This is a genomic window from Spiroplasma endosymbiont of Melanargia galathea, from assembly GCF_964031075.1.
GTDB classification, from domain to species: domain Bacteria; phylum Bacillota_I; class Bacilli_A; order Mycoplasmatales; family Mycoplasmataceae; genus Spiroplasma_A; species Spiroplasma_A apis.
The window spans coordinates 995,636-1,016,184 of record NZ_OZ035000.1 but is presented as its reverse complement, the minus strand read 5'-3'; the positions used below and the strand labels follow the sequence as shown (position 1 = coordinate 1,016,184).

General features: G+C 29.7%; 17 protein-coding genes and 1 tRNA gene. 13 read left to right on the top strand and 5 right to left on the bottom strand.

Going from position 1 to position 20,549, the window contains the following annotated elements:
* Positions 1 to 10 precede the first annotated feature (10 nt).
* The 4 genes from AAHM92_RS04540 to def all read right to left on the bottom strand — a co-directional run bounded on the left by AAHM92_RS04540 (position 11) and on the right by def (position 5,215).
* Positions 11 to 967 (bottom strand): hypothetical protein, encoded by a 957-nt coding sequence (locus AAHM92_RS04540; RefSeq protein WP_500222288.1) that lies wholly within the window; start codon positions 965 to 967, stop codon positions 11 to 13.
* Positions 968 to 1,037: 70 nt separating this feature from the next.
* Entirely contained in the window at positions 1,038 to 2,624 is a 1,587-nt protein-coding gene (locus AAHM92_RS04535) for an APC family permease (RefSeq protein ID WP_500222286.1), read from the bottom strand.
* Between the two features lies 1 nt (position 2,625).
* A complete protein-coding gene (locus AAHM92_RS04530) occupies positions 2,626 to 4,413 on the bottom strand; it encodes a ribonuclease J (protein WP_500222285.1) in 1,788 nt (595 codons plus the stop codon).
* 193 nt (positions 4,414 to 4,606) lie between these two features.
* Entirely contained in the window at positions 4,607 to 5,215 is a 609-nt protein-coding gene (gene def, locus AAHM92_RS04525; RefSeq protein WP_500222284.1) for a peptide deformylase, read from the bottom strand.
* Positions 5,216 to 5,317: 102 nt separating this feature from the next.
* Between def and rsmD the strand changes: the two genes are divergently transcribed.
* The 10 genes from rsmD to AAHM92_RS04475 all read left to right on the top strand — a co-directional run bounded on the left by rsmD (position 5,318) and on the right by AAHM92_RS04475 (position 13,408).
* Positions 5,318 to 5,893: a 16S rRNA (guanine(966)-N(2))-methyltransferase RsmD gene (gene rsmD / locus AAHM92_RS04520; RefSeq protein ID WP_500222283.1), complete on the top strand. Its 576-nt coding sequence runs from the start codon at positions 5,318 to 5,320 to the stop codon at positions 5,891 to 5,893.
* Positions 5,886 to 6,764, top strand: a complete 879-nt coding sequence (gene gmk / locus AAHM92_RS04515; RefSeq protein ID WP_500222281.1) for a guanylate kinase — start codon at positions 5,886 to 5,888, stop codon at positions 6,762 to 6,764. The genes rsmD and gmk overlap by 8 nt, the downstream gene beginning before the upstream one ends.
* Positions 6,765 to 6,768: 4 nt before the next feature.
* Positions 6,769 to 8,028 (top strand): 16S rRNA (cytosine(967)-C(5))-methyltransferase RsmB, encoded by a 1,260-nt coding sequence (rsmB, locus tag AAHM92_RS04510; protein WP_500222280.1) that lies wholly within the window; start codon positions 6,769 to 6,771, stop codon positions 8,026 to 8,028.
* Between the two features lie 161 nt (positions 8,029 to 8,189).
* Entirely contained in the window at positions 8,190 to 9,263 is a 1,074-nt protein-coding gene (rlmN, locus tag AAHM92_RS04505; protein ID WP_023790019.1) for a dual-specificity RNA methyltransferase RlmN, read from the top strand.
* Positions 9,253 to 10,011, top strand: coding sequence for a PP2C family protein-serine/threonine phosphatase (locus tag AAHM92_RS04500; protein WP_023790017.1), 759 nt, complete (start codon positions 9,253 to 9,255; stop codon positions 10,009 to 10,011). The genes rlmN and AAHM92_RS04500 overlap by 11 nt, the downstream gene beginning before the upstream one ends.
* Positions 10,012 to 10,064: 53 nt before the next feature.
* Positions 10,065 to 11,075: a serine/threonine protein kinase gene (locus AAHM92_RS04495; RefSeq protein ID WP_500222278.1), complete on the top strand. Its 1,011-nt coding sequence runs from the start codon at positions 10,065 to 10,067 to the stop codon at positions 11,073 to 11,075.
* Positions 11,076 to 11,972: a ribosome small subunit-dependent GTPase A gene (gene rsgA / locus AAHM92_RS04490; protein WP_500222277.1), complete on the top strand. Its 897-nt coding sequence runs from the start codon at positions 11,076 to 11,078 to the stop codon at positions 11,970 to 11,972.
* Positions 11,972 to 12,646, top strand: a complete 675-nt coding sequence (gene rpe / locus AAHM92_RS04485) for a ribulose-phosphate 3-epimerase (protein WP_500222276.1) — start codon at positions 11,972 to 11,974, stop codon at positions 12,644 to 12,646. Before rsgA ends, rpe begins: the two co-directional genes overlap by 1 nt.
* The gene (locus AAHM92_RS04480) at positions 12,636 to 13,253 is read left to right on the top strand and encodes a thiamine diphosphokinase (RefSeq protein WP_500222274.1); all 618 of its coding nucleotides are present in this window, start codon (positions 12,636 to 12,638) and stop codon (positions 13,251 to 13,253) included. The genes rpe and AAHM92_RS04480 overlap by 11 nt, the downstream gene beginning before the upstream one ends.
* 70 nt (positions 13,254 to 13,323) lie before the next feature.
* Positions 13,324 to 13,408 (top strand) — tRNA-Leu (locus tag AAHM92_RS04475).
* A 152-nt stretch (positions 13,409 to 13,560) separates the two neighbouring features.
* Here the strand turns inward: AAHM92_RS04475 and rpmB are convergent.
* On the bottom strand, positions 13,561 to 13,761 hold the full coding sequence (rpmB, locus tag AAHM92_RS04470; protein WP_500222273.1) for a 50S ribosomal protein L28: 201 nt from the start codon (positions 13,759 to 13,761) through the stop codon (positions 13,561 to 13,563).
* A 266-nt stretch (positions 13,762 to 14,027) separates the two neighbouring features.
* On the opposite strand from rpmB, the gene AAHM92_RS04465 reads away from it, so the two are divergent.
* From AAHM92_RS04465 to AAHM92_RS04455, 3 genes are all read left to right on the top strand, one after another.
* Positions 14,028 to 14,339, top strand: coding sequence for an Asp23/Gls24 family envelope stress response protein (locus AAHM92_RS04465; protein ID WP_023790005.1), 312 nt, complete (start codon positions 14,028 to 14,030; stop codon positions 14,337 to 14,339).
* 95 nt (positions 14,340 to 14,434) lie between these two features.
* Positions 14,435 to 16,084: a DAK2 domain-containing protein gene (locus tag AAHM92_RS04460; RefSeq protein ID WP_500222272.1), complete on the top strand. Its 1,650-nt coding sequence runs from the start codon at positions 14,435 to 14,437 to the stop codon at positions 16,082 to 16,084.
* 121 nt (positions 16,085 to 16,205) lie between these two features.
* Complete coding sequence (locus tag AAHM92_RS04455; protein ID WP_500222270.1) at positions 16,206 to 20,066, top strand: ABC transporter permease; 3,861 nt, start codon at positions 16,206 to 16,208, stop codon at positions 20,064 to 20,066.
* Positions 20,067 to 20,549: the final 483 nt, after the last annotated feature.

The following is a 20,549-nucleotide window of genomic DNA, read 5'->3' as shown; positions in this document are numbered from 1 at the left end:
ATAGCAAATTTTATTTATTATAATTTTTTAAAAGCATATAGAATGTACCTATTGCTTCATCTTTGCTTGTAATTGCACAATAGAAATAAGGATATATTGAAGGGTCAAGCTTAGTTAAAGGTGGTAGTTTAGAACCTTTACTAAATTTATCAGAGTTTTTATCATAATTTGCTTCGTAGATGTTTACTTCTTTATCGATTTTTTCCAAATTTATTTTCAACTTACTGTTGATATAATTTAATGTTTCTTGCAATATACCTCCAAAATTATCTTTAAACTTATCTATTATTTGTTCAGCATATCAAACTATACCCTCATATTTAAGGACAATTGGAGCTTCCATTTTTTCATCTGTGTGATCCATATAAATTTGTGTATCTATCTCGAAGGTCAATTTGTTTGTAAATAATTTTAAAAAATCTTTCAATCTATATGGACGATAATTAGGAAAAGAAGAAAGTTTGACACCTTTTACTTGGTTCGGTACCTGATTATTAGTTTTGAAATCTGCTCTTATTGAAAAATAATAAGCATCATCTAGACCTGAATCATCTTTATCGACATCCAAATATTGTCTCTCAACTTTTAAATTATCATCTTTAAGTAAATCATTAACCTTTTCAAACATTGTTTTTTGTTTTGGGTTTGTATCCAAATTAGAAATAAACGACTCAATATTTATTAATTTGTAGTCACTTCAACCTTTGTTTTTGAACTCTTGTTTTATTTTATTAATCAATGGCTCTAATGGTTCGTTATTCATATTATACGTACCTTTCCCATCTTTACTTATATCTAAATAAAAAGACGATAAATCATAACTATACTCATAAGTTTTTATTATTTTTTTTATTGGTCCTTGAGATTTATCTATTTTTGATAATTTAGTCATTTGTTTAGGAAGTAGTGAAGCAACACTGCTTGCAGATAGTGAAATAGTAGATACTAATGCGACAAATTTCTTCATAATTTCCTCCTACTTTAAGTAATATTATATTACTTTTACCTTTAAAAAACATTAAAAAAATTCTCTGTTTTTAAACAGAAGAATTTTTGTTTTTTATAATTGTGTCTTTTTCAAAAATTACAAATACTTTCTCGTATTCTTGTAACTTTTTGAGTTCTTCTTTGTTAGTGCTCAATAACTTCATTTGTTTTTTGTGATAAACAAAGTATAAGTATAAAGCTACTAGAATTATTGCAAACAAATAGACTAATTGGAAAGTGCTTGCAAGAACTGGTTGAATTAAGAATACTCCGTCCTTGTAAGGATTTGCAAGTGTTGAAAATAGATCGATAAAGTACATTACAATAATGAATGTCAACACTCCCATAGTTAAAATTCATCCAATATATTCTCAAATCTTAAGTTTGATTTTTTTCCTAAAGCCTTGAACAAGTACTACTGGAATAATCAAGTAATAAATACTTATAAGAACTATAGATGCGGCGCTCGCTAATGTTGCATAATCAAACGGTGTTGGCTTACCAGTTACACCTTGGATGATATCTGGAATAAATATAAATAAGACTGAAGTTAAAATTGAGATAATTATTGTAGTGATTACACCATTAATAGGTACATTTTCTCCATTTTCTTTTTCTAGTTTTTTAGGGATAAATCTTTGTTTAGCCAATGGTTCTAGAGTTGAACCACCGAATAGTGTTAATTGTAATGATGAATTAAATCTCATTAACAAGGTACAAGCTATTATCATTCAAACACCAAATTTTTTTATGATAACGTTATTTGATAAGTTATCGAATATTTGCAAATTAGGATTTCCTTTGAAGTCACCTGTGACTGCAAACATTATAATCAAAGTGAAAATAATGTAAAACAATGTTGTTGCTATTAGGATTATTATTATCGCTAATGGAACGTTTTTGCTTCTATTCTTGATATTTTTACCTGTAGTAATAAAAGTTTCTATGCCTCCATAAGCTAAGAAACAGGTTGTAAACGCACTACTGAAGTTTTTAAAACCTAATTTTATACCTGTTGTATGATTTAATAAACCATTATTTGGACTACTACCAAATAAATTTAGTCCACCAGCAACAAGTCCTAGAATCATCAATAAAAGAGTAAGTGTTCAAGTGATGTAACCAACAGCTACCCCAACAACCTTATATTTTCTGATTCCAAAAAAGATCACTGTTGAAGCAAATATAAATAGACCAAATGCTATTATGTCTAAGTATAAACTTCCTCAACTTCCTCAACTTCCTGTAAAGACCCCATTTTTAAAGCCTACTAAATCAACTGCACCACCATCAAAATTTTGTCTAACCATTGATACTAATAAATTCATACCAACAAGTGGTATAACTGAGTAATTTAACATACCCATCAATAGTCCTCAAAATTTACCAAAAGCAGTTCTAGCATATTGACTACCACCACCATTTGCTTGAGGGTGGACTTGAACTAATTTACCAAAAGCTCATGCACACATAAATGCTATAAGGCCTTCTAGAGCAAATATTCAGTAGATATGACCTCCAACACTATCTTTACCCAATATTGTTGTAAAGCTTGCAGTGAATGTTATTCCTGCAATAAAGCTAAAACCCATCCAAGTTATACTGAATAAGTTTAATTCCTTATTTTTGATTTTCATATTATTTAACCTCTATCTTCTTATTTAAAATCACCGGTATAATTAAAGGATTTCTTCTCTTATATCTGAAAATGAATGGTGATAATGATTCTTTGATAGCTTTTTTAATAGCTCCAAAAGTTGGTTTTGATGAACTTAAAACGTTTTGAACAGCTTGTGTAACGATATTTATTGATTCAGCAATAACATTTCCACTTTCTCTAACATAGAAACTTCCTCTAGAGACAATTCTTGGTGGTGCAGATAATCTATTTGCTTGTGAGTCAATAGATATTATAACTGCCATAAGTCCGTCACGACTTAGAATATTTCTTTCTCTAATAACATTACTTGCTTTTCCTGTCATATCTTTTCCATCAATAAATATTGCATCTGCAGGTATTCTTTTGCCTAATTCTGCAGTCCCATTATGTAATAAAATTTGATCCCCATTTGCAACAACAAACACATTATGTGGTTTGACATTTACTTTTGTAGCTGTTTCTCCGTGTGTTTTAAGCATTCTAAACTCACCATGCATTGGCATAAAACATCTTGGCTTCAACAATGTGAATAGTAATTTTTGCTCTTCTTGACTGGCATGACCTGATGTATGTATTTTTTGTTCACCATTATTCTCAATCACTATTGCTCCTATTTTTGTTAATTTATTAACAATATTTTCAACGTCTGCTCTATTTCCTGGTATTGGTGACGAAGACATAATTACTGTATCACCCGGTATCAATTTTATTGTTTGGTGTTCAAGACGTGCTATTCTAGATAGGGCAGCCATTGGTTCACCTTGGCTTCCGGTACAAAGAATCATAATTTGATTTTTTGGAAAATTGTCAATATCATTTGCTTTTATGAACATCTTATCGTTTATATTTAAGTGACCCATTTGTCGTATGATTTTGATTATTCTTTCTAAACTACGTCCAATAACTAATATTCTTCTCCCATATTTATTTGCTAATTCTATAATATGTTGAATACGGTGTACATTAGAAGCAAATGAAGCGATTATTATTCTTCCTTTAGCTTTTAAGAAATGGGCATCTATGTTTTGAATTACTTTTCTCTCACCCAAAGTGTAACCCTCAACTTCAGCGTTTGTTGAGTCTGACATCAGCAATTCTATTCCTTCATTACCTCAATTAGCCATTCTTTGTATATTGGCAGAATGACCTAAAGGTGTTCAGTCAAACTTATAATCACCAGTTGAGAAAATTGCTCCATTTGGTGTTGTAACGTGTATTCCGAATGCATCGGGAATTGAGTGGTTGACTGCTGCAAACTGAATTACAAAATTTTTAGTCGAGTACACATCATTTTCAACATACTCTCTAACAACAGTTTTATTTTGCAATTTGTGTTCTCTGATTCTATCTCTGATTAAAGCCGCAGCTAATTCTGGTGCATATATAACAGGTATATCAACTTGTTGTAGTAAATGTGGAATTCCACCAATGTGGTCTTCATGCCCGTGCGTGATAAATAATGCTTTTACTTTTATATTATTTTCCACTAAATAGCTATAATCGGGAATAACCGCACTTACGCCAAGTTGCGTTGCATCAGGAAATTTAACCCCTGCATCCAACATTATAATTTCATCATCATACTCTATACAATAAGTGTTTTTACCAACTTCTTCCAGCCCCCCTAAAGCGAATACCTTAGTCGGAAACGGTGCGTGTTCCATTTTTTTCTTATTAGGTGTTTTATTATCTGCTAATTTTTTTACTTCTATTTTTTTTTCTAGATCTGCTACGATGCTAGATGTTATCTTTTCTTTTTGTTCCATTTTTTCTCCTTCATTAAAAAATAACTAATTCAAATCATTACACACAAAAAAAATAAAATACTTATATTAACTTGTTTTATCTCAATTATTATGTGTTTAATGATTTATTAAGAATTCCGTTAGATTTATTTTAACAAAAATGCATTTTAAAACCTAAGTTTTTTAAAAAAAGTAAAAAAAGTGCAAAGCACTTTTATATAATTATTCACTCATCCTCAACGAAATCGGGATTGTTTTTATTAATTTTGTCATAGTAAAGTTCGCCTTGGTTGTGTTCTATCTCGTGTTGAAACACAATTGCGTGATAACCCCTTAAATCAAGTTCAACTTCTTTTTTTTGTAATCAATCGTAACCAGTAACTTTTATTTTATAATTTCTAGGTACATTTCCTTTTTTGTCTATATCAACGCTTAGGCATCCTTCGCCACCATTTAAACAGCATATTTGCTCACTTCTGGCTATTATTTTGGGGTTAACCATCGCAAATTCTTCAACTTCGTTATTTTGAATATCTCATTCAAAACGAGCAAAGAACATATTTGTATTACTCCCAATTTGAGGAGCAGCTAGCCCAACAGCTGGTCTTAAATAGTCTTCATTTGTCGGATTATTAAGTTCACGATCTTGTGAATATCTTACAAAATCAATCAATTTTTTCATTATAACTTCATTATCTTTAGATAATGGCAAATCCACATCAATAGATTTGTTCCTAATTACTTCTGGTTGTGTATCTTTTCATAACCATTTGTTAGATGGAATATCTTTTTGTAGCAAATCTTTATTTAAATCTAATTTCATAGTCCACTCCTAGTCAAAAATAATTATAACCTATTTTTATTTTTTGATAATAATCATTATAAATAAAGATATTTAGTATAATTATTTAATGATGGTGAAATTATGCATGTAATTAGTGGAAAATACAGAAGAAGAAAATTAAAAACACTTGAAGGGTTGAACACAAGACCAACTACAGCAAGAGTAAAAGAAGATATGTTCAATATCTTAGATAATTATTTTATTATGGATAATAAAATTAGTTTAGATTTATTTGGTGGTAGTGGCGCTCTTTCAATTGAAGGTTTATCACGCGGCATTAAATATGCATACATAAATGATCATTATAAACCGGCTTTAAAAGTTATCGAACAAAATTTGAAAGGCATTGATGCTAATAGTTATAAACTTTTGAATTTAGATTTTGTTGATTTAATGAAATATTTAAAAAAACAGTCAATAAAAGTGGATTTGATATATTTAGATCCTCCGTTTGCCAAAACCGAGTATTACTATACTTTCTTTGAGTTGGTTTTGCAAGATTCGATTTTAAATAATTATGGTATAGTCATTACAGAATCAGAAAACGAATTAGAATTAAATAAAATTGAATTATTAAAACTATTAAAGTTTAAGCAATACAAAAATAAATTTCTTTATGTATTTAGATTAGAAAAAGAGGGCATTAGCGATGAATAAAAAGGGTAAAATTATTATTTTATCAGGACCATCAGGTGTAGGTAAAGGGACGGTCAACAAGGCCATAAGTAAGGATAAGAGTCTAAATTTAGTACAATCTATATCAATGACAACACGTGCTCCAAGACCTGGAGAAATTGATGGTGTGGATTATTATTTTGTAGACAAAGAAACATTTGAGGATGCAATCCAACATAATGAGTTAATAGAATATGCGGAATTTATAGGTAATTTCTATGGAACGCCAAGAAAATCAGTTTATGAGAAAATCAAAAATGGGGAAAATGTTATATTAGAAATTGAAGTGGTTGGTGCTACTCAAGTTTTGAAAAAAGAAAAAAAAGAAGATTTAATTTCTATCTTTCTAATGCCTCCAAGTTTGAAATCTCTAGAGCAAAGATTAAGAAGAAGAGGGACTGAGCAAGAATCTATAATTAAGCAACGTCTAGATAAAGCGCTTCTTGAAATACCTTTAAAACATAAATACCAATATGTAATAGAAATCGATAGTGTGGAAAATGCAGTTGCAAAAGTTAAAGAGGTTTTAACTAAAGAAAATACATTGGATATACCGTACGAAAAAAGTTATTATCACTCATTGAGAAATAAAGTAGAAAAATTAGTAAAAGACCAGTATTCTTTTTTTGTAGAAAATTGAAAAGAAAATGTTGAAAATCTAGGAATTAAACAAAAAATATCAAACTTTAGTTTTCATGACTACCTAGTGGATATACTAACAGATAAAACATATGCACATGTTCTTGCGAGTGAAGACATCGAAATACTTGATAATAGTGATTTTATAGACTCTATCGTTGAACACTTTATGATTGATGTTAATTTCTTTAGTATCGAGCAAAGGGAGTTTTAATATAATGAACCCTCGAAAAGTAGCTTTCGACATTTTAATTGATGTTTTTGAAAAAAAGCAATTTTCAAATAAACTTTTGAACAAAGTTGCCAAAGAAAAAGCTATGTCTAATATTGACATAGCTTTTGTGTTTAAGCTTGTATACGGCACTATTCAATATAAAATTTATCTCGAGTATATTGTCAACAAAATAATAGACCAAGAAAAGACTCCAAAAAATATTCAAATATTATTATGATTAAGCTTATATCAAATAAAGTACCTTAATACTCCAATTCATTCAGTCACTAATGAAGCCGCAGAAATTTGCAAAAAAATTGATTTACGAAAAGTAGGTTTAGTTAACAAAGTAGTTAAAAATCTAAATGACGATAAACTTTATGAAATAAATATTAAGAATAAGCAAAACGTCTTGGCATTAAGAAATGGTTATCCCTTTTGGCTATATAAAAAGTGGAAAGACGATTATGGTGAAGAAATTGCAAATCAGTTAGTTGAATTTTCAAATAAGATTCCACCAATATCTTTTAGAGTAAATGTAACGAAGATCTCTATTGAGGAATTTGTAAGCACTTACAAATCTGTTTTTTCTTTTGAGAAGTCAAATCTTGCAAAAAACTCATTTATTACAAAAGAAAAAGTAATGAATCTAGATATTTATAAAAACGGATTTATTACAATTCAAGATCAAGCAAGTACATTAGCCGTTGAAGTATTGAATCCTAGACCAAAATCTAGGGTTCTTGATATGTGTTGTGCACCCGGAGGTAAGTTAACACATATAGCTGAATTGATGCAAAATGACGGTGAGATAGATGGCTATGAACTAAATATCAAAAAGAAAAAAACCCTAGAGGATAACATCAATAGATTAGATTTGAAAAATATTAAATTGCACTTTACTGACTCAGCACATTTATCGAACATAAAGTATGACTACATATTGCTTGATGCTCCTTGTTCGGGTTACGGTGTTATAAGAAAGAAACCAGAAATAAAGTTACATAAGTTTTCGAAAGAAGAGGTTCAAAAACTTTTGGAAACTCAAAAAACTTTATTGGAAACAGCGTATAGCTGTATGTCAAAAGACTCTACCTTAGTTTATTCCACTTGCACAATTAACAAAGACGAAAATGAACATCAAATAAAAGAATTTATTACAAACCACCCAGATATCAAATTGATTTATGAAAGACAATTATTCGGGTTTGAAAACAATAGTGATGGTTTTTATATTTGTAAACTAGTCAAACAAAAGGTATAACTTCTTAATATTTATTATTAACTTGTTTTTTTGATCCCTGTACCATATAGTTTTTAAGATAAACATCTTTCTTATAAAACATTATTAATAGCGGGAGTAAATGTAATAATCCGTTTAAAGCCTAGGTTATTGTATGTTAAAATATAATTTGGAGCAATTTTATGAGAAAAGAAAATATATTCAAGTACACAATATCAGACTTACAAGATATACTAGAAAAAAATGGGTTTAAAAAATTCTCGGCAAACCAAATTTACGATTGGCTTTATGTTAAATTAGAAACAAATTTTGCTAATATGACAAACTTAAGTAAAGACTTAAGAGATTTTTTAACGAGTAATTTTGAGACCAAACTTTTAAATGATTTAATAACCGAAGAGTCAAAAGATGGAACAATAAAAATATTATTCATGCTAGATGATAAAAAAAGTATTGAAACCGTTTTAATGCCTCAAAAATACGGACAGTCAGTTTGCGTTACTACACAAGTTGGTTGTAAAATGTCATGCAAATTCTGTGCCTCTGGATTAATTAAGACCGAAAGAAATTTAACTGTTGATGAAATAGTGAGACAAATCTATGCTATAAATATTTTACTTAAGGAAAAATATAAAGATGATCCTTTAAATCCTAGGGGACGTGTTAGCCATATAGTTGTTATGGGTATTGGAGAACCTATGGACAATTATGATAATGTTATCAAATTCCTTAAAATTATAAATGACCCTAAAGGCTTTGAAATAGGGGCAAGGCATATAACAGTTTCAACTTGCGGTATTGTACCAAAAATAAAAGAATTCGCAGATTTAAAAACTCAGGTAAATTTAGCTATATCTCTTCATGCTCCTAATGATGAAGTAAGAAACAAAATCATGCCGATTAATAGGGCTTTCCCCATAAATCAACTTCTTGATGCTGTTAAGTATTATATTGATGTTACAAATCGAAGGGTAACATTTGAGTATATACTAATTGATGATGTTAATGATCTTCCAGAACACGCTCATGAGTTAGCGAAATTAATAAAGGGTATAAATGCTTATGTAAATTTAATACCATATAATGAAGTAGAAGAAAATCCATATAGAAAATCTACAAAAGTTGATCAATTTTTTAAGATATTAAAGAAACACGGTGTAAATGCAATCGTTAGAAAAGAGTTTGGTGCGGATATTGATGCTGCTTGTGGTCAATTGAGAGCTAAAAGAGAAGGTGTCATTAAAAATGAAATTTAAACATACATTACTAACTGATATTGGAAATTATCGTAAAGCAAACCAAGACTATCTAGATTTTTGTACAAATAAAAATGGTGATGCTTTCGGAATAGTGTGCGACGGAATGGGTGGACACGCTCATGGAGAGGTTGCCTCAAAAATAGCGGTTGAAAAATTCGTCGATTTATTTAAAAAACAGAACTTTTCAGGTATGAACCAAAAGGCTATAAACAGATGACTAAGAAACTCAGTCAGTGAAATATTAAATGAAATGGTCGAGTACTCTAATGATCATTTCGAAACAAGAGATATGGGAACTACTCTTACAGCTATTTTATTCACTCAAGGTAGTGCATTCGTTATAAATATTGGAGACTCTCGAACATATAAGTTAGTTGATGACAAGCTATTCCAAATATCACAAGATCAAAATCTTTGAAACTCAACGCCAGAGGCCGAGCGCAAGGATATACAAATGTCTGGATTATACGAACGAGCTAATGACATTACTTTTTGAAAAGTTTTAACAAGTGCATTAGGACCGCAAAAAACGTTGAGAATAGATACCTATTATATTGATAGTCCAACCGGTGTTTATATGCTAACTTCTGATGGAGTTCACGATTATATCGATGAAGACATTGTTGCTGCAACTTTATCAAACAGAAAAATAAAATTAAAAGAAAAAGCACATACCATCATAGAAGATGCTAAAGACAATGTTTCCACAGATAATTTATCAATTTTAATTATTGAAGTAGAGTAACACATTAACTCTACTTTTTTGTTATTATAATCTTGACAAAGGGAGGTTTTTGTGTGCGAAATTACGAAGTGGGTCAATTGTTGGCGGAGAGATACGAAGTTGTTTCACCTATTGGTAAAGGTGGAATGGCATCGGTCTATAAAGCTTTCGATATAATTACAGAGAAAATGGTTGCGGTAAAAGTAGTTGCACCCGAAATAATAGTTAAGCAAACTGGCCAAGAAAGATTTGAAATCGAAAAAGAAGCTTTTGCTAAGTTAAGTTCAAATGCTAATGTAGTTCAACTTTTTGATTTTTTTCAATCCGGTGACGAGTGATTTATTATTTTAGAGTGTGTTGAAGGCGGAACTTTAAAAGACAAATTACAAAGACAAGGTGCAATGACACTAAAAGAAATAAAATACTATTTTGGAAATTTATGTGATGCACTTCAGGCAGCTCATAATTTAGGAATTGTTCATCGTGACATAAAACCAGATAATGTACTTCTAACACAAAGTGGCGAAGTAAAATTAGGGGATTTTGGAATATCTGTAATGGAAGGATTCACTAGTGAAGCAGCCAAGGCCATTGGAACACCAAAGTATATGCCACCCGAAGTGATTGAAGCAAAAAAGGCAACACCAAGAAGCGACATCTATTCATTAGGTATTATGTTGTATGAGTTTTCAACAGGGGTTGCCCCGTTTCTAGCAAAGGATGCAAAAAAAATCGCAACTAAGCACATTAAAGAAAAACCTACGGCACCTAGGCTGATTAATCCGACAATTCCTCAAAGTTTAGAAAATATAATACTAAGAATGATTGAAAAAGACCCGGATAATAGATATTTCTCTATGAAAGAAGTTCAGTTGGATTTAATGAGTGTCAAAATTACAGATGCACCAAAACCTTATGTATATCATTTGAAAAATACTATTCATACAGATAGGGGCTCACTACATATTAAGTTAGGAACAGCGGTTGAAAAATTACCATTTATATTGAAAAACAAGTTCATCATAACTTCATTGCTTCTAGCATTATTACTATTGATAGCATTAGTGGTTGCTATGGTTATTTAAATGTTAAAGGGAAGAATTTTAAAAATAGTAAGTGAGTATGCTTACATTAGTTTTGAAGGCAACCTATATGAATGCAAAGCAAAAGGTAAACTAAGACATATCAATCAAACACCAGCAACCGGTGATAATGTTATATTTGAAATTATTGACCAAGAAAACCACAAAGGTCAAATAACTTCAATAGAAGAAAGAAAAAATCAACTATACAGACCAAGGATTACCAATGTAGACCAAGTTGTAATTGTTACATCAGTTAAGGAACCCGATTTCAATTCCTATACTTTGAATAAATATCTTGCTTTTGTTGAGTATTTAAAAATAAAACCAATTTTAGCATTTACTAAAGTTGATTTGTTAGAAAGTTCTAGTGCTGTTTGAGAAATTGCAAAAGATTATCAAAAAATAGGGTATCAAACATTTCTTATAAACAATATGATAGATACTGATACAGAATGAAATAGATTCACTGCCTCATTAGAGGGGAAAGTTTCTGTTTTCACTGGACAAACTGGAGCTGGAAAATCAACAACTCTTAATCATATAATTCCTAATTTATTTGAGAAAACACAACAAATCTCTAAGGCGTTAAATAGAGGTAAACACACTACGACGAAGAATGAGTTATTTACTTATAAAAAAGGCTTTATTGGAGACACACCAGGATTTTCATCATTTGAATTAAAAGATATTGACCGATATCAGCTTGCACATAGTTATGCATTCTTTGCTTCGAATCTGAATAAATGTAAATTTAATAACTGTATTCACATTCCGAATACACCAGGATGTGAGATTATAAAAAGCGTCTTTGAAGATAGGTTTCCAAAATTTATATATGAAGATTATTTAAAAATGCAACAGGAGTTGGCATTGAATGAAAGAAGAAAAGGATTTTAATGAAAAAATATAGTGTAGCGACAAGTATATTAACTGCAGATTTTTTGAATCTTGGTAACGAATTAGAAAAATTACAAAAAGCTGGAATAAAATGACTTCATTACGATGTTATGGATTTTCACTTTGTAAAAAATTTAACTTTTGGTCCTAAAATATTAGCGGATATAAATAAAAAGTATAATTTTAAAATTGATGTTCATTTAATGGTGGAAATATTAAATTGATCTGTAGAGGAATATCTAAAGCCATTCATTGAAGCGGGAACTAATCAAATTTCAGTTCACTATGAATCATTAACAGATTTACAAATAAAGGACTTTATAAAAGTTTGTAAAAAACATAATATAAAATCATCATTGGCAATTAACCCAGATACAGGCGTGGATGAGATACAAAGTTATCTACCAGAATTAGATAATGTTTTAGTTATGAGTGTTTATCCTGGATTTGGTGGACAAGTATTTTTAAATGCATCTATAGAAAAAATTGAATCACTAGTAAAACTTAGGGAAAAAAATAATTATAAGTACTTGATTGAAGTGGACGGTGGTATAAATGCCGAGACTTCAATACTTGTTAAAGAGGCCGGGGTTGATATGTTGGTGGCAGGAAGTTTCTTAGTAAATGGTGATACTGCAGAATTATGTGAAAGAGTTGAGTTACTTGAAAAATAGAGTCTTTATAGTGACCTGTGAGAACAACCTGAATCTTTCTTTAGTTGATAAAAACTCTATTTTTATTGGTGTTGAAAGAGGATGCATTGACATCATCAATAAAAACATAAAGTTGAGTTTTGCTGTTAGCGACTTTGATAATGTTGAAGAAAATGAAATGAAACTAATTGAAAAAAACGCAGAGAGTCTAACTATTTTAGATGCACAAAAGGACTGACTAGATGGTAAAGAAGCTATAAAACTTGCTAAAACTCTTGATTACAGCGAGATAATCTTCATTTGCAAACCCACTAAAAGAATGGATATGAATTTAAGTGTTATAGATTTTGTGCTAAGAGATGATGTTAAAATTTTGAATGACAATAGTTACATTTTTAAATTAAAAGTCGGAAGTAATAAAATATTATTTAACCAATTTCAAGATTATACCTATATAACATTGTTTGCGATCGAAAACACAACTGTAACAATTGAAAACTTAAAATATGAGGTTCAGAATCTTATCTTAGAACCTTATTCAACTCGAGCATATTCAAATTGCTTTAGCATGAATAAAGATGCAAATATTATTGTATCTAAACCTGCCATAATAATTTTTAACAAGTAAGTTTGATTTAGCAATTTGTAATATTTTTTTTCAAATATGTTCATTATTTATATATAATAAATAGGTAATTGCCCTCTTGGCGGAATTGGTAGACGCAGCAGACTCAAAATCTGCCGAGTAAAATCGTGTCGGTTCGACTCCGACAGAGGGCACCATTTTGAAATAAAAAAAAGTAATTCAATTGAATTACTTTTTTTTGCTCTTATTAACCAAATTTAAATTTTTTTCTATTAATATCCAAATAAAAAAAGCTTTTATAAATTGATAAAGTTTTTTATCAATAAATATAAAAGCTTTTGAATAATATTTATTTTGCTAATTGATTATTTTTTTTCAAAGTTCTCAAAGTTCTTGCTGAAACTTTTAAAGTCATAACTTTACCATTTTCGTCCATAACTCGAACTTTCTGCAGGTTAAGGTTTCATTTTCTCTTATTTGAATTCATAGCGTGTGATCTTGAATTACCAGATAATGGTCCTTTTCCTGTTAAACTATCTTTTCTTGCCATATAATTTCACCTCGGACTAATTAATAATACATTATTTAACTCTAAATTGCTATAAATATAAGAAAATTTTGTTATTTTTACAAAATTAAAATTATCTTGAACTTTTTTACAAAGTTAGATAAGTATTTACGATTAGTAAAAAAATCACAAATAACCTATTTTATTTGACTTTAAAGTGCTAAAATAATTTAGTACTAGTTTGAAGCTGTGATATTCATGATTTCGATGTAGCCTTGCAGTAACGAGGGTTTTTGGGGGATTTGCTTATGGAAAATAAAGCAATATATGAAGCAATAAAAGATGCTGTTGTAACTGTTCCGGGTGTTGTATCTTTTGCCAATTATTCTGCAAAGTCTCATCTAGATATTAGAACTAACGATATTAATAAAGCTGTTGAGATGTCTATGACAGATAACATTTATAGAACAAAAATTCACATTATCTTAATTAATGGCGTTAACATCCGAGACGTTGTCAATGAGGTTCAAATACGTGTAAAGTACGAACTGGAAAAGTTAAGTCAGTTTGTGCGAAATTATATAGTAGATATTGCGGTTGATGATTTAGAAATCATCTAAAGAACTAGATAAATACCATATACTTGCAAAAGAAAATTTTGCAACTTTTTTAAAATTAATTTTATTTAAAACAAAATATAGAAGGTGACAATACTATGAAAGAAGTGCAATTATTAAAAGGCATGATCACGAGTGGTGTAAATAACATTTACAATAATTACCCTCACATCGATAAATTAAACGTTTTTCCTGTGCCAGATGGAGATACAGGAACAAACATGAATTTAACTTGTACTAATGGTTATTCAGAAATTAGTCAAGGTGACTTTGACAGTATCGGGTCATTAATGTCAAAGTTTTCAAGGGGTCTAATTATGGGAGCTCGTGGTAATTCAGGTGTTATTTTTTCACAAATTATCAAAGGATTCTCAAACGGGATGAAAGATAAAGAACAACTTAATCTTGAAACATGAAAAGTAGCATTTAAACAAGCTAAAGAAGTAGCTTATGCAGCTGTTATGAAACCAGTTGAGGGTACAATTTTAACTGTTATAAGAGAGACAAGTGATTTTGTTAATTCGATCGAAGACAATGAGATGGACATTAAAGAGTTTTGAGATAAAACTATAAAAAGAGCAAACACATCACTAGAAGGTACACCCGACTTATTACCACCATTGAAAGAAGTTGGTGTTGTTGATAGCGGTGGATACGGGCTAGTAAAATTTTTAGAAGGTATGCAACACTTCGCTAAAACTAACAAACCGATCGCTAAAACAAAAAAACTTGAAGAAAATACTGGTGGAAATATCGATATGGTTATCGAAGATGAGTTTGGCTATTGTACTGAGGCAATTGTTATATTAAATGATGAATTGATTGATAAATTGAACGTAAATACAGTTAGAAGTACATTCGAACAATACGGTAACACTTCTATAGTTGCTGTAATAGACAATGACATTTTAAAAGTACACACACATGCACTTATGCCAGGACAAATACTTACATATCTTCAACAGTTTGGTGAATTCAAGACCATTAAAGTGGAAAACATGAACTTGCAGGCTGAAAAACACGTAAACGATACTTCTAGTAATGGAAGCGAAGCTAATAAAGCAGCACAAGGACAACGTATGCTTTCTAATCCATTCGCAACAATTGCGGTAGTTCGCTCAAAAGAAATGCAAAAATACTTCAAAGAAGAACTGAATATTGATTTTGTAATTGACGGTGGTCCTAAAATGAACCCTTCAACACAAGATTTTCTAAAAGCAATTCAAAAAGTAGACGCAAAAGTAGTTTATATTTTTCCAAATGATGCAAACGTATTATTAGCAGCGAAACAGGCAAAAGATTTGGAAAAAATGTCTAAGGTTGTTGTTTTAGAAACTAAAACTATTCCCCAAGGAATTACTGGGTATTTATCATTAGATCCTGATGAAACTCCTAAGAAAAACGAATCAAATATCAATAAGGCAATTAAGTCTGTTACTTCCGTATCAATAAACAAAGCTGCTAGAGATGCAGTGATCGATGGTGTTAAAATTTCTAAAGATCAATACATGATAATTGTTGATAAAAAAATTACATTTGCAGCTAATTCATTAAAGGATATTTTTACAAAGTCATTAGCAAAATACATAACCTCTAAAACTGAGATAATTACCATCTTCACTGGATTAGATGCTTCATTCAAAGACATAAGTGATCTAAGGAAATATTTAGATGAGAACTATGATGTTGAATACGAAGTAGTCGAAGGTGGACAAGAAGTTTACACATTTATTATGGGTATAGAATAATTTCAAAAACTTTTTTAACAGAAAAAGTTTTTTTTATACACAAAGTTAAGTTTCTAATCTACTATATAATATAATTAAATAAGCGAGAGGCAATTTTATGAAAAATATTTTTAAATCTTATATGAAACTATTTATAAGATCTTGAGTTGAAACTTTGGGTACAATTATTTTTCTAACAATATTTACCATGATTGTGATGGGGATGTTGGCAACACCGTTGCAGCTATCACTTCATGCCTTGTCTGTAAGAAATAATACAAATATTTGACAACAACAAATGCAAGGTTACAAAGATCTTGATGATAATTTTGTTTATAACAATATTTTTTCTTCCAAAAAGGGAGACTCTAAATTTAGGTTAAAATATAATGATTTCGAAGACGTGAACTTGGAAGTTTTCAAAGATTCATGATTTACTTGTGAAGCTCAGAAGATCATAAATAACTACGTTAATGATATGGAAATCAAAGATAACGAAAATAAAGAACAAAAAGAAAGAGAAGCCGTAATAAGAATGGCGAATTTTTTAATTGATGCTTACAAAAGTAATGGGGATGAGATTGAAGTTGATATTACTTATGAAACTAAAAATAGTAATCAAAAAACTTATAAAACAGAAAAAATTAAAAGTAAAGAAATTTTTACAACAGATGTTAAAAATGCATTGAAAAAATTCAATGCGGGTAGAGATGTAAACTCTTATTTAGTAAATAGTTTTTTGAAAGAAGTATCCAAATTAAAGGAAGAAAAAGATTTAAAGTATGACGTAATCCAAAAAATTAACATTATAGATCAAGCCTCAAACTTCTCTAAAACTTATAATTACACTATCGAGTCAACATCTTCATTGTATTCAAATACTGTTGATGAAAATAAACAATTGAACAACTTGGTTTTAAGATCTGGTAGACTACCAAATAAAATTGTATGAGATAGAACTTCTAATCCTACAATTGAAGTTGTTATAAACGACAATTTTGCTCGAAAGCAACAAAAAATGATCAATAATAATATCTTTCAAATAAATTTACCTACATCAAATGACGAAAAAAAATGAGTTCCTGTGAATTTTAAAATAGTAGGGTATGCCGAAAAATATTCTGCACTTGCACCTGTAAAACTAGGATACACATCTAGCGTTGATAATTATGCCCACATTTTTGTAGACAAATCATTTTTTATCGGTGACTCTTCAAATAGTGATAATAGCCAAACTTATTTTAATGATTTTATTTTAAAAGACTTTAAAGAAAACTCAAATTTCAAAATATCACAAGATAGAATGGTTTCAAACTATTCGAAGCCACTCAATGAATCCTTAGTAACTAATAGTAATGAAGAGAAAAATGCAAAGCTATTCGATGTTGGTACAACAGTGTTTGAAGATTTTTCATCTCATGACTCAATAAAACTCTTAACTAATTTGTATGTGATGACTTACATATTTCTTGCAATCGGTATAATTTTATTTTTACTTGCGTTCTTCTTTATTATCTTTGTACTAAAAAAAGAAATAAATAATACAAGAAGACAATTAGGGGTTTTCAAATCAATTGGTTATAAAACCAGAGAGTTAACTTGAGTATTCTCTGTTAAAACTTTTATTTCTATGACTATTGGAATCGGAATCGGGTACTTTTTATCAATCCCATTTCAAATTGAAGCCTCAACTAAAAGTTTTGCTAACTGGGTTGTATTCAGTTTTGATAATGTTTATTCAAATCCAATTTTTCTAACTTGCTTGATTATTCTAGTCCCACTTTTATTTGCTGGTTTATCTTATCTGATTATTTATTCTTATCTATCAGAAAATGCTCTTGCATTATTAAGTACTGGTGTCAAAAAGAAAAAATGGGGTTATGTCATCTGAATTATTTATGTTATTTTCTTTCCTTCATTATTATTTATAGGAATCAACAAGATTTTATTACTAGTATTGAAGAAAAAAAATCAAGGATTTACTTATAGAATGCAAGAAGCATTTGTTTCTAGTGCTAAAGGGAAATTTGTTTTAATATTAACTCTAATTGGATTTAGTGGTTTCTTATTTATGTTGCAACTACAATCAATCCCAATATTAAAAAATATGATAAATGGAAGTTTTGGTTACTTGAACAATAAAGTTGACCACTATTACAAATATTCTAAATCAAGCACGTTATCATTCGATGGCAAGATTAAAGATACAAGAAAAGCAGAAAGCAGCGAATTAAAATATATAGATATAAAAGGTCACGATTCAGTTGAAAGTTATTTAAATAACGATAATCAAAATACAATTATTGACTATAATAATATATCAACGCTATTATATAAGCTATCTGATGTCAGAAAAGAAGTCATTAAAAATCCTATTGATGTTTTTTCAAAAATTCCACTACCGCTATTGTTCAACTTTATTTCATTAACTTATCCTTTAAAAGAAGTAGATGATTTAAATATAGATAAGCTAAAAGTAATGTATTCTAAATTGATAACAGACCCAGACAATTTACCAGAGTTTTTGAGTGAACAAAACATTTTAAATATGAGTAACAATAAAACTGATAAACATTCAGCGATCAAAATAAACGACATCGGAAAGTATTTTTGTTTATCATTCAAAGACAAGGATTTCGAGGACTGTAATGACACAAAAACATTTAAAAAAACCATGAGAGACACATTACTCGAAGGAGTTGCCCCAAGAGGTATTACCAATTTTGCAAGCGATACAAGTGGTCTATCTAATATAAATACAAATTTTAGAAGTCTTATTACAGAGTTTTTACTCGCTTCTGATGATGTAAATACATTATTGACATCTAATTCTGTATTATATGATAGTTCAAAAGAAGCACTTGTTCTTGATATACCTTACTTTATCGAGGGAAACAGTGAAGTTGATAAATTAAAATCTAAAATATTTGCAATAGATACAACTAATAAACATGGTGATATTAACAATATTTTCAATCTAAGTTCAATAACCCAAGATACAATTAAATCGTTGGGAACCGCAGTTAACGAAAGAATACCAGTAATCATATCTTTCCGTCTCGCAAAACTATTGGACGCAAAAGTTGGAGATATCATAAATAATCTTAAAATTGGTAAAAAAGGGAATATAATCGGAGATTTTGTGGTTGTTGGAATAAATAATGCCGACACATTTCAACAAACAATTTATGCAGATTATAATTTATTACTCAACAAATACAAAGATGATTCAATTGTTGAAAATGGTTCTTTAAAGGAATACTTTACATCATTTTATAGTACTAAAAAAAGTCTAAGTGGTAAACTTAACCTTGAAAATATTCAAAATCTTGTCACATCTTTTACTAACCATTTAGAATCAACCACTATATCAACTTCTACCAAAAACTCGTGATTGGGTACAATATTAGATATATATTTAAGAAAAGCAGTTGGTAATAATAGTCATGGACTTGGCAAAGACTTAGCAGACATCATAAAAAAAGTCCTAAAAAAAGTTAACTTTGTACGAGACGAAAATTTAAATTATGTCCTATCGGGTACATTCGGAAAAAGTTTAATGGTAATGCCAATTATAAAATCCGCAATAGACGCACTAACTGGTACAATAATTTGATCGATGGTAATGTACGTTATTATCGATATGATTTTATTAACAATCCTATTGATTGTTATAATGAATATTATAATTGTTGATGCAATAAACATTATAACTATAATGCGTTCATTAGGATATTCGAATGCAAAGGTTAATTGGATGGTAATGGGAAGATATATCACAGGTGGAACCATAGTATTTATCTGTGCATACATTGTCTCAATTCTTACTTGAAATTTATTACAAACTATAGTTTGAAATAAATTTGGTGTCTTGGTTCTAATCCCATCGCTGCCTTGGGTTCCTTTCCTTGCTTATGGAATACTTTCGCTAATAATGTTATTCGGATGGATTGCAGCTATGGCACAAATAAGAAAACAACCATTAACATACTTGGTAAGCTAGAACTTTTTGAGTATAATTAGTTAACAAAAGGAGGCGAACTTATTAATATGGCAGAAAATAAATCAATTACACCATCGGAAGTTTGTTGCCCAGGTGGAGCACATAATTGTTATACTTGTAGGGTTTGTAGCGGATCTTTTCATGGGTGTCAAAGTTGCTTAAAATGTATCAGTTGTCAAACTTGTCTATCAAAAAAATGTCCTTGTTGCTCAGATGGAAGCGCACGTCAAAAGGAAAATAAAGAAAAATATAAAAAATAAAGAATAAAAAAGCACTTTCAAAACTAGAGTAGATGATACTTAGCTTTGGTAAAGTGCTTTTTTTGTATGAAATAAAACTTTAACTTCTTAATAAATTTCAACAAATAAAGGTGTAGTTTCTTTAAAAACCAAATAAATAATCTTGCAAAGAGAAAAGTAAGCACATCAGAGCAGCAACAAAAAATATTATTGGTAAAATATCTCGTCTTTTGTTAGAGAAAGA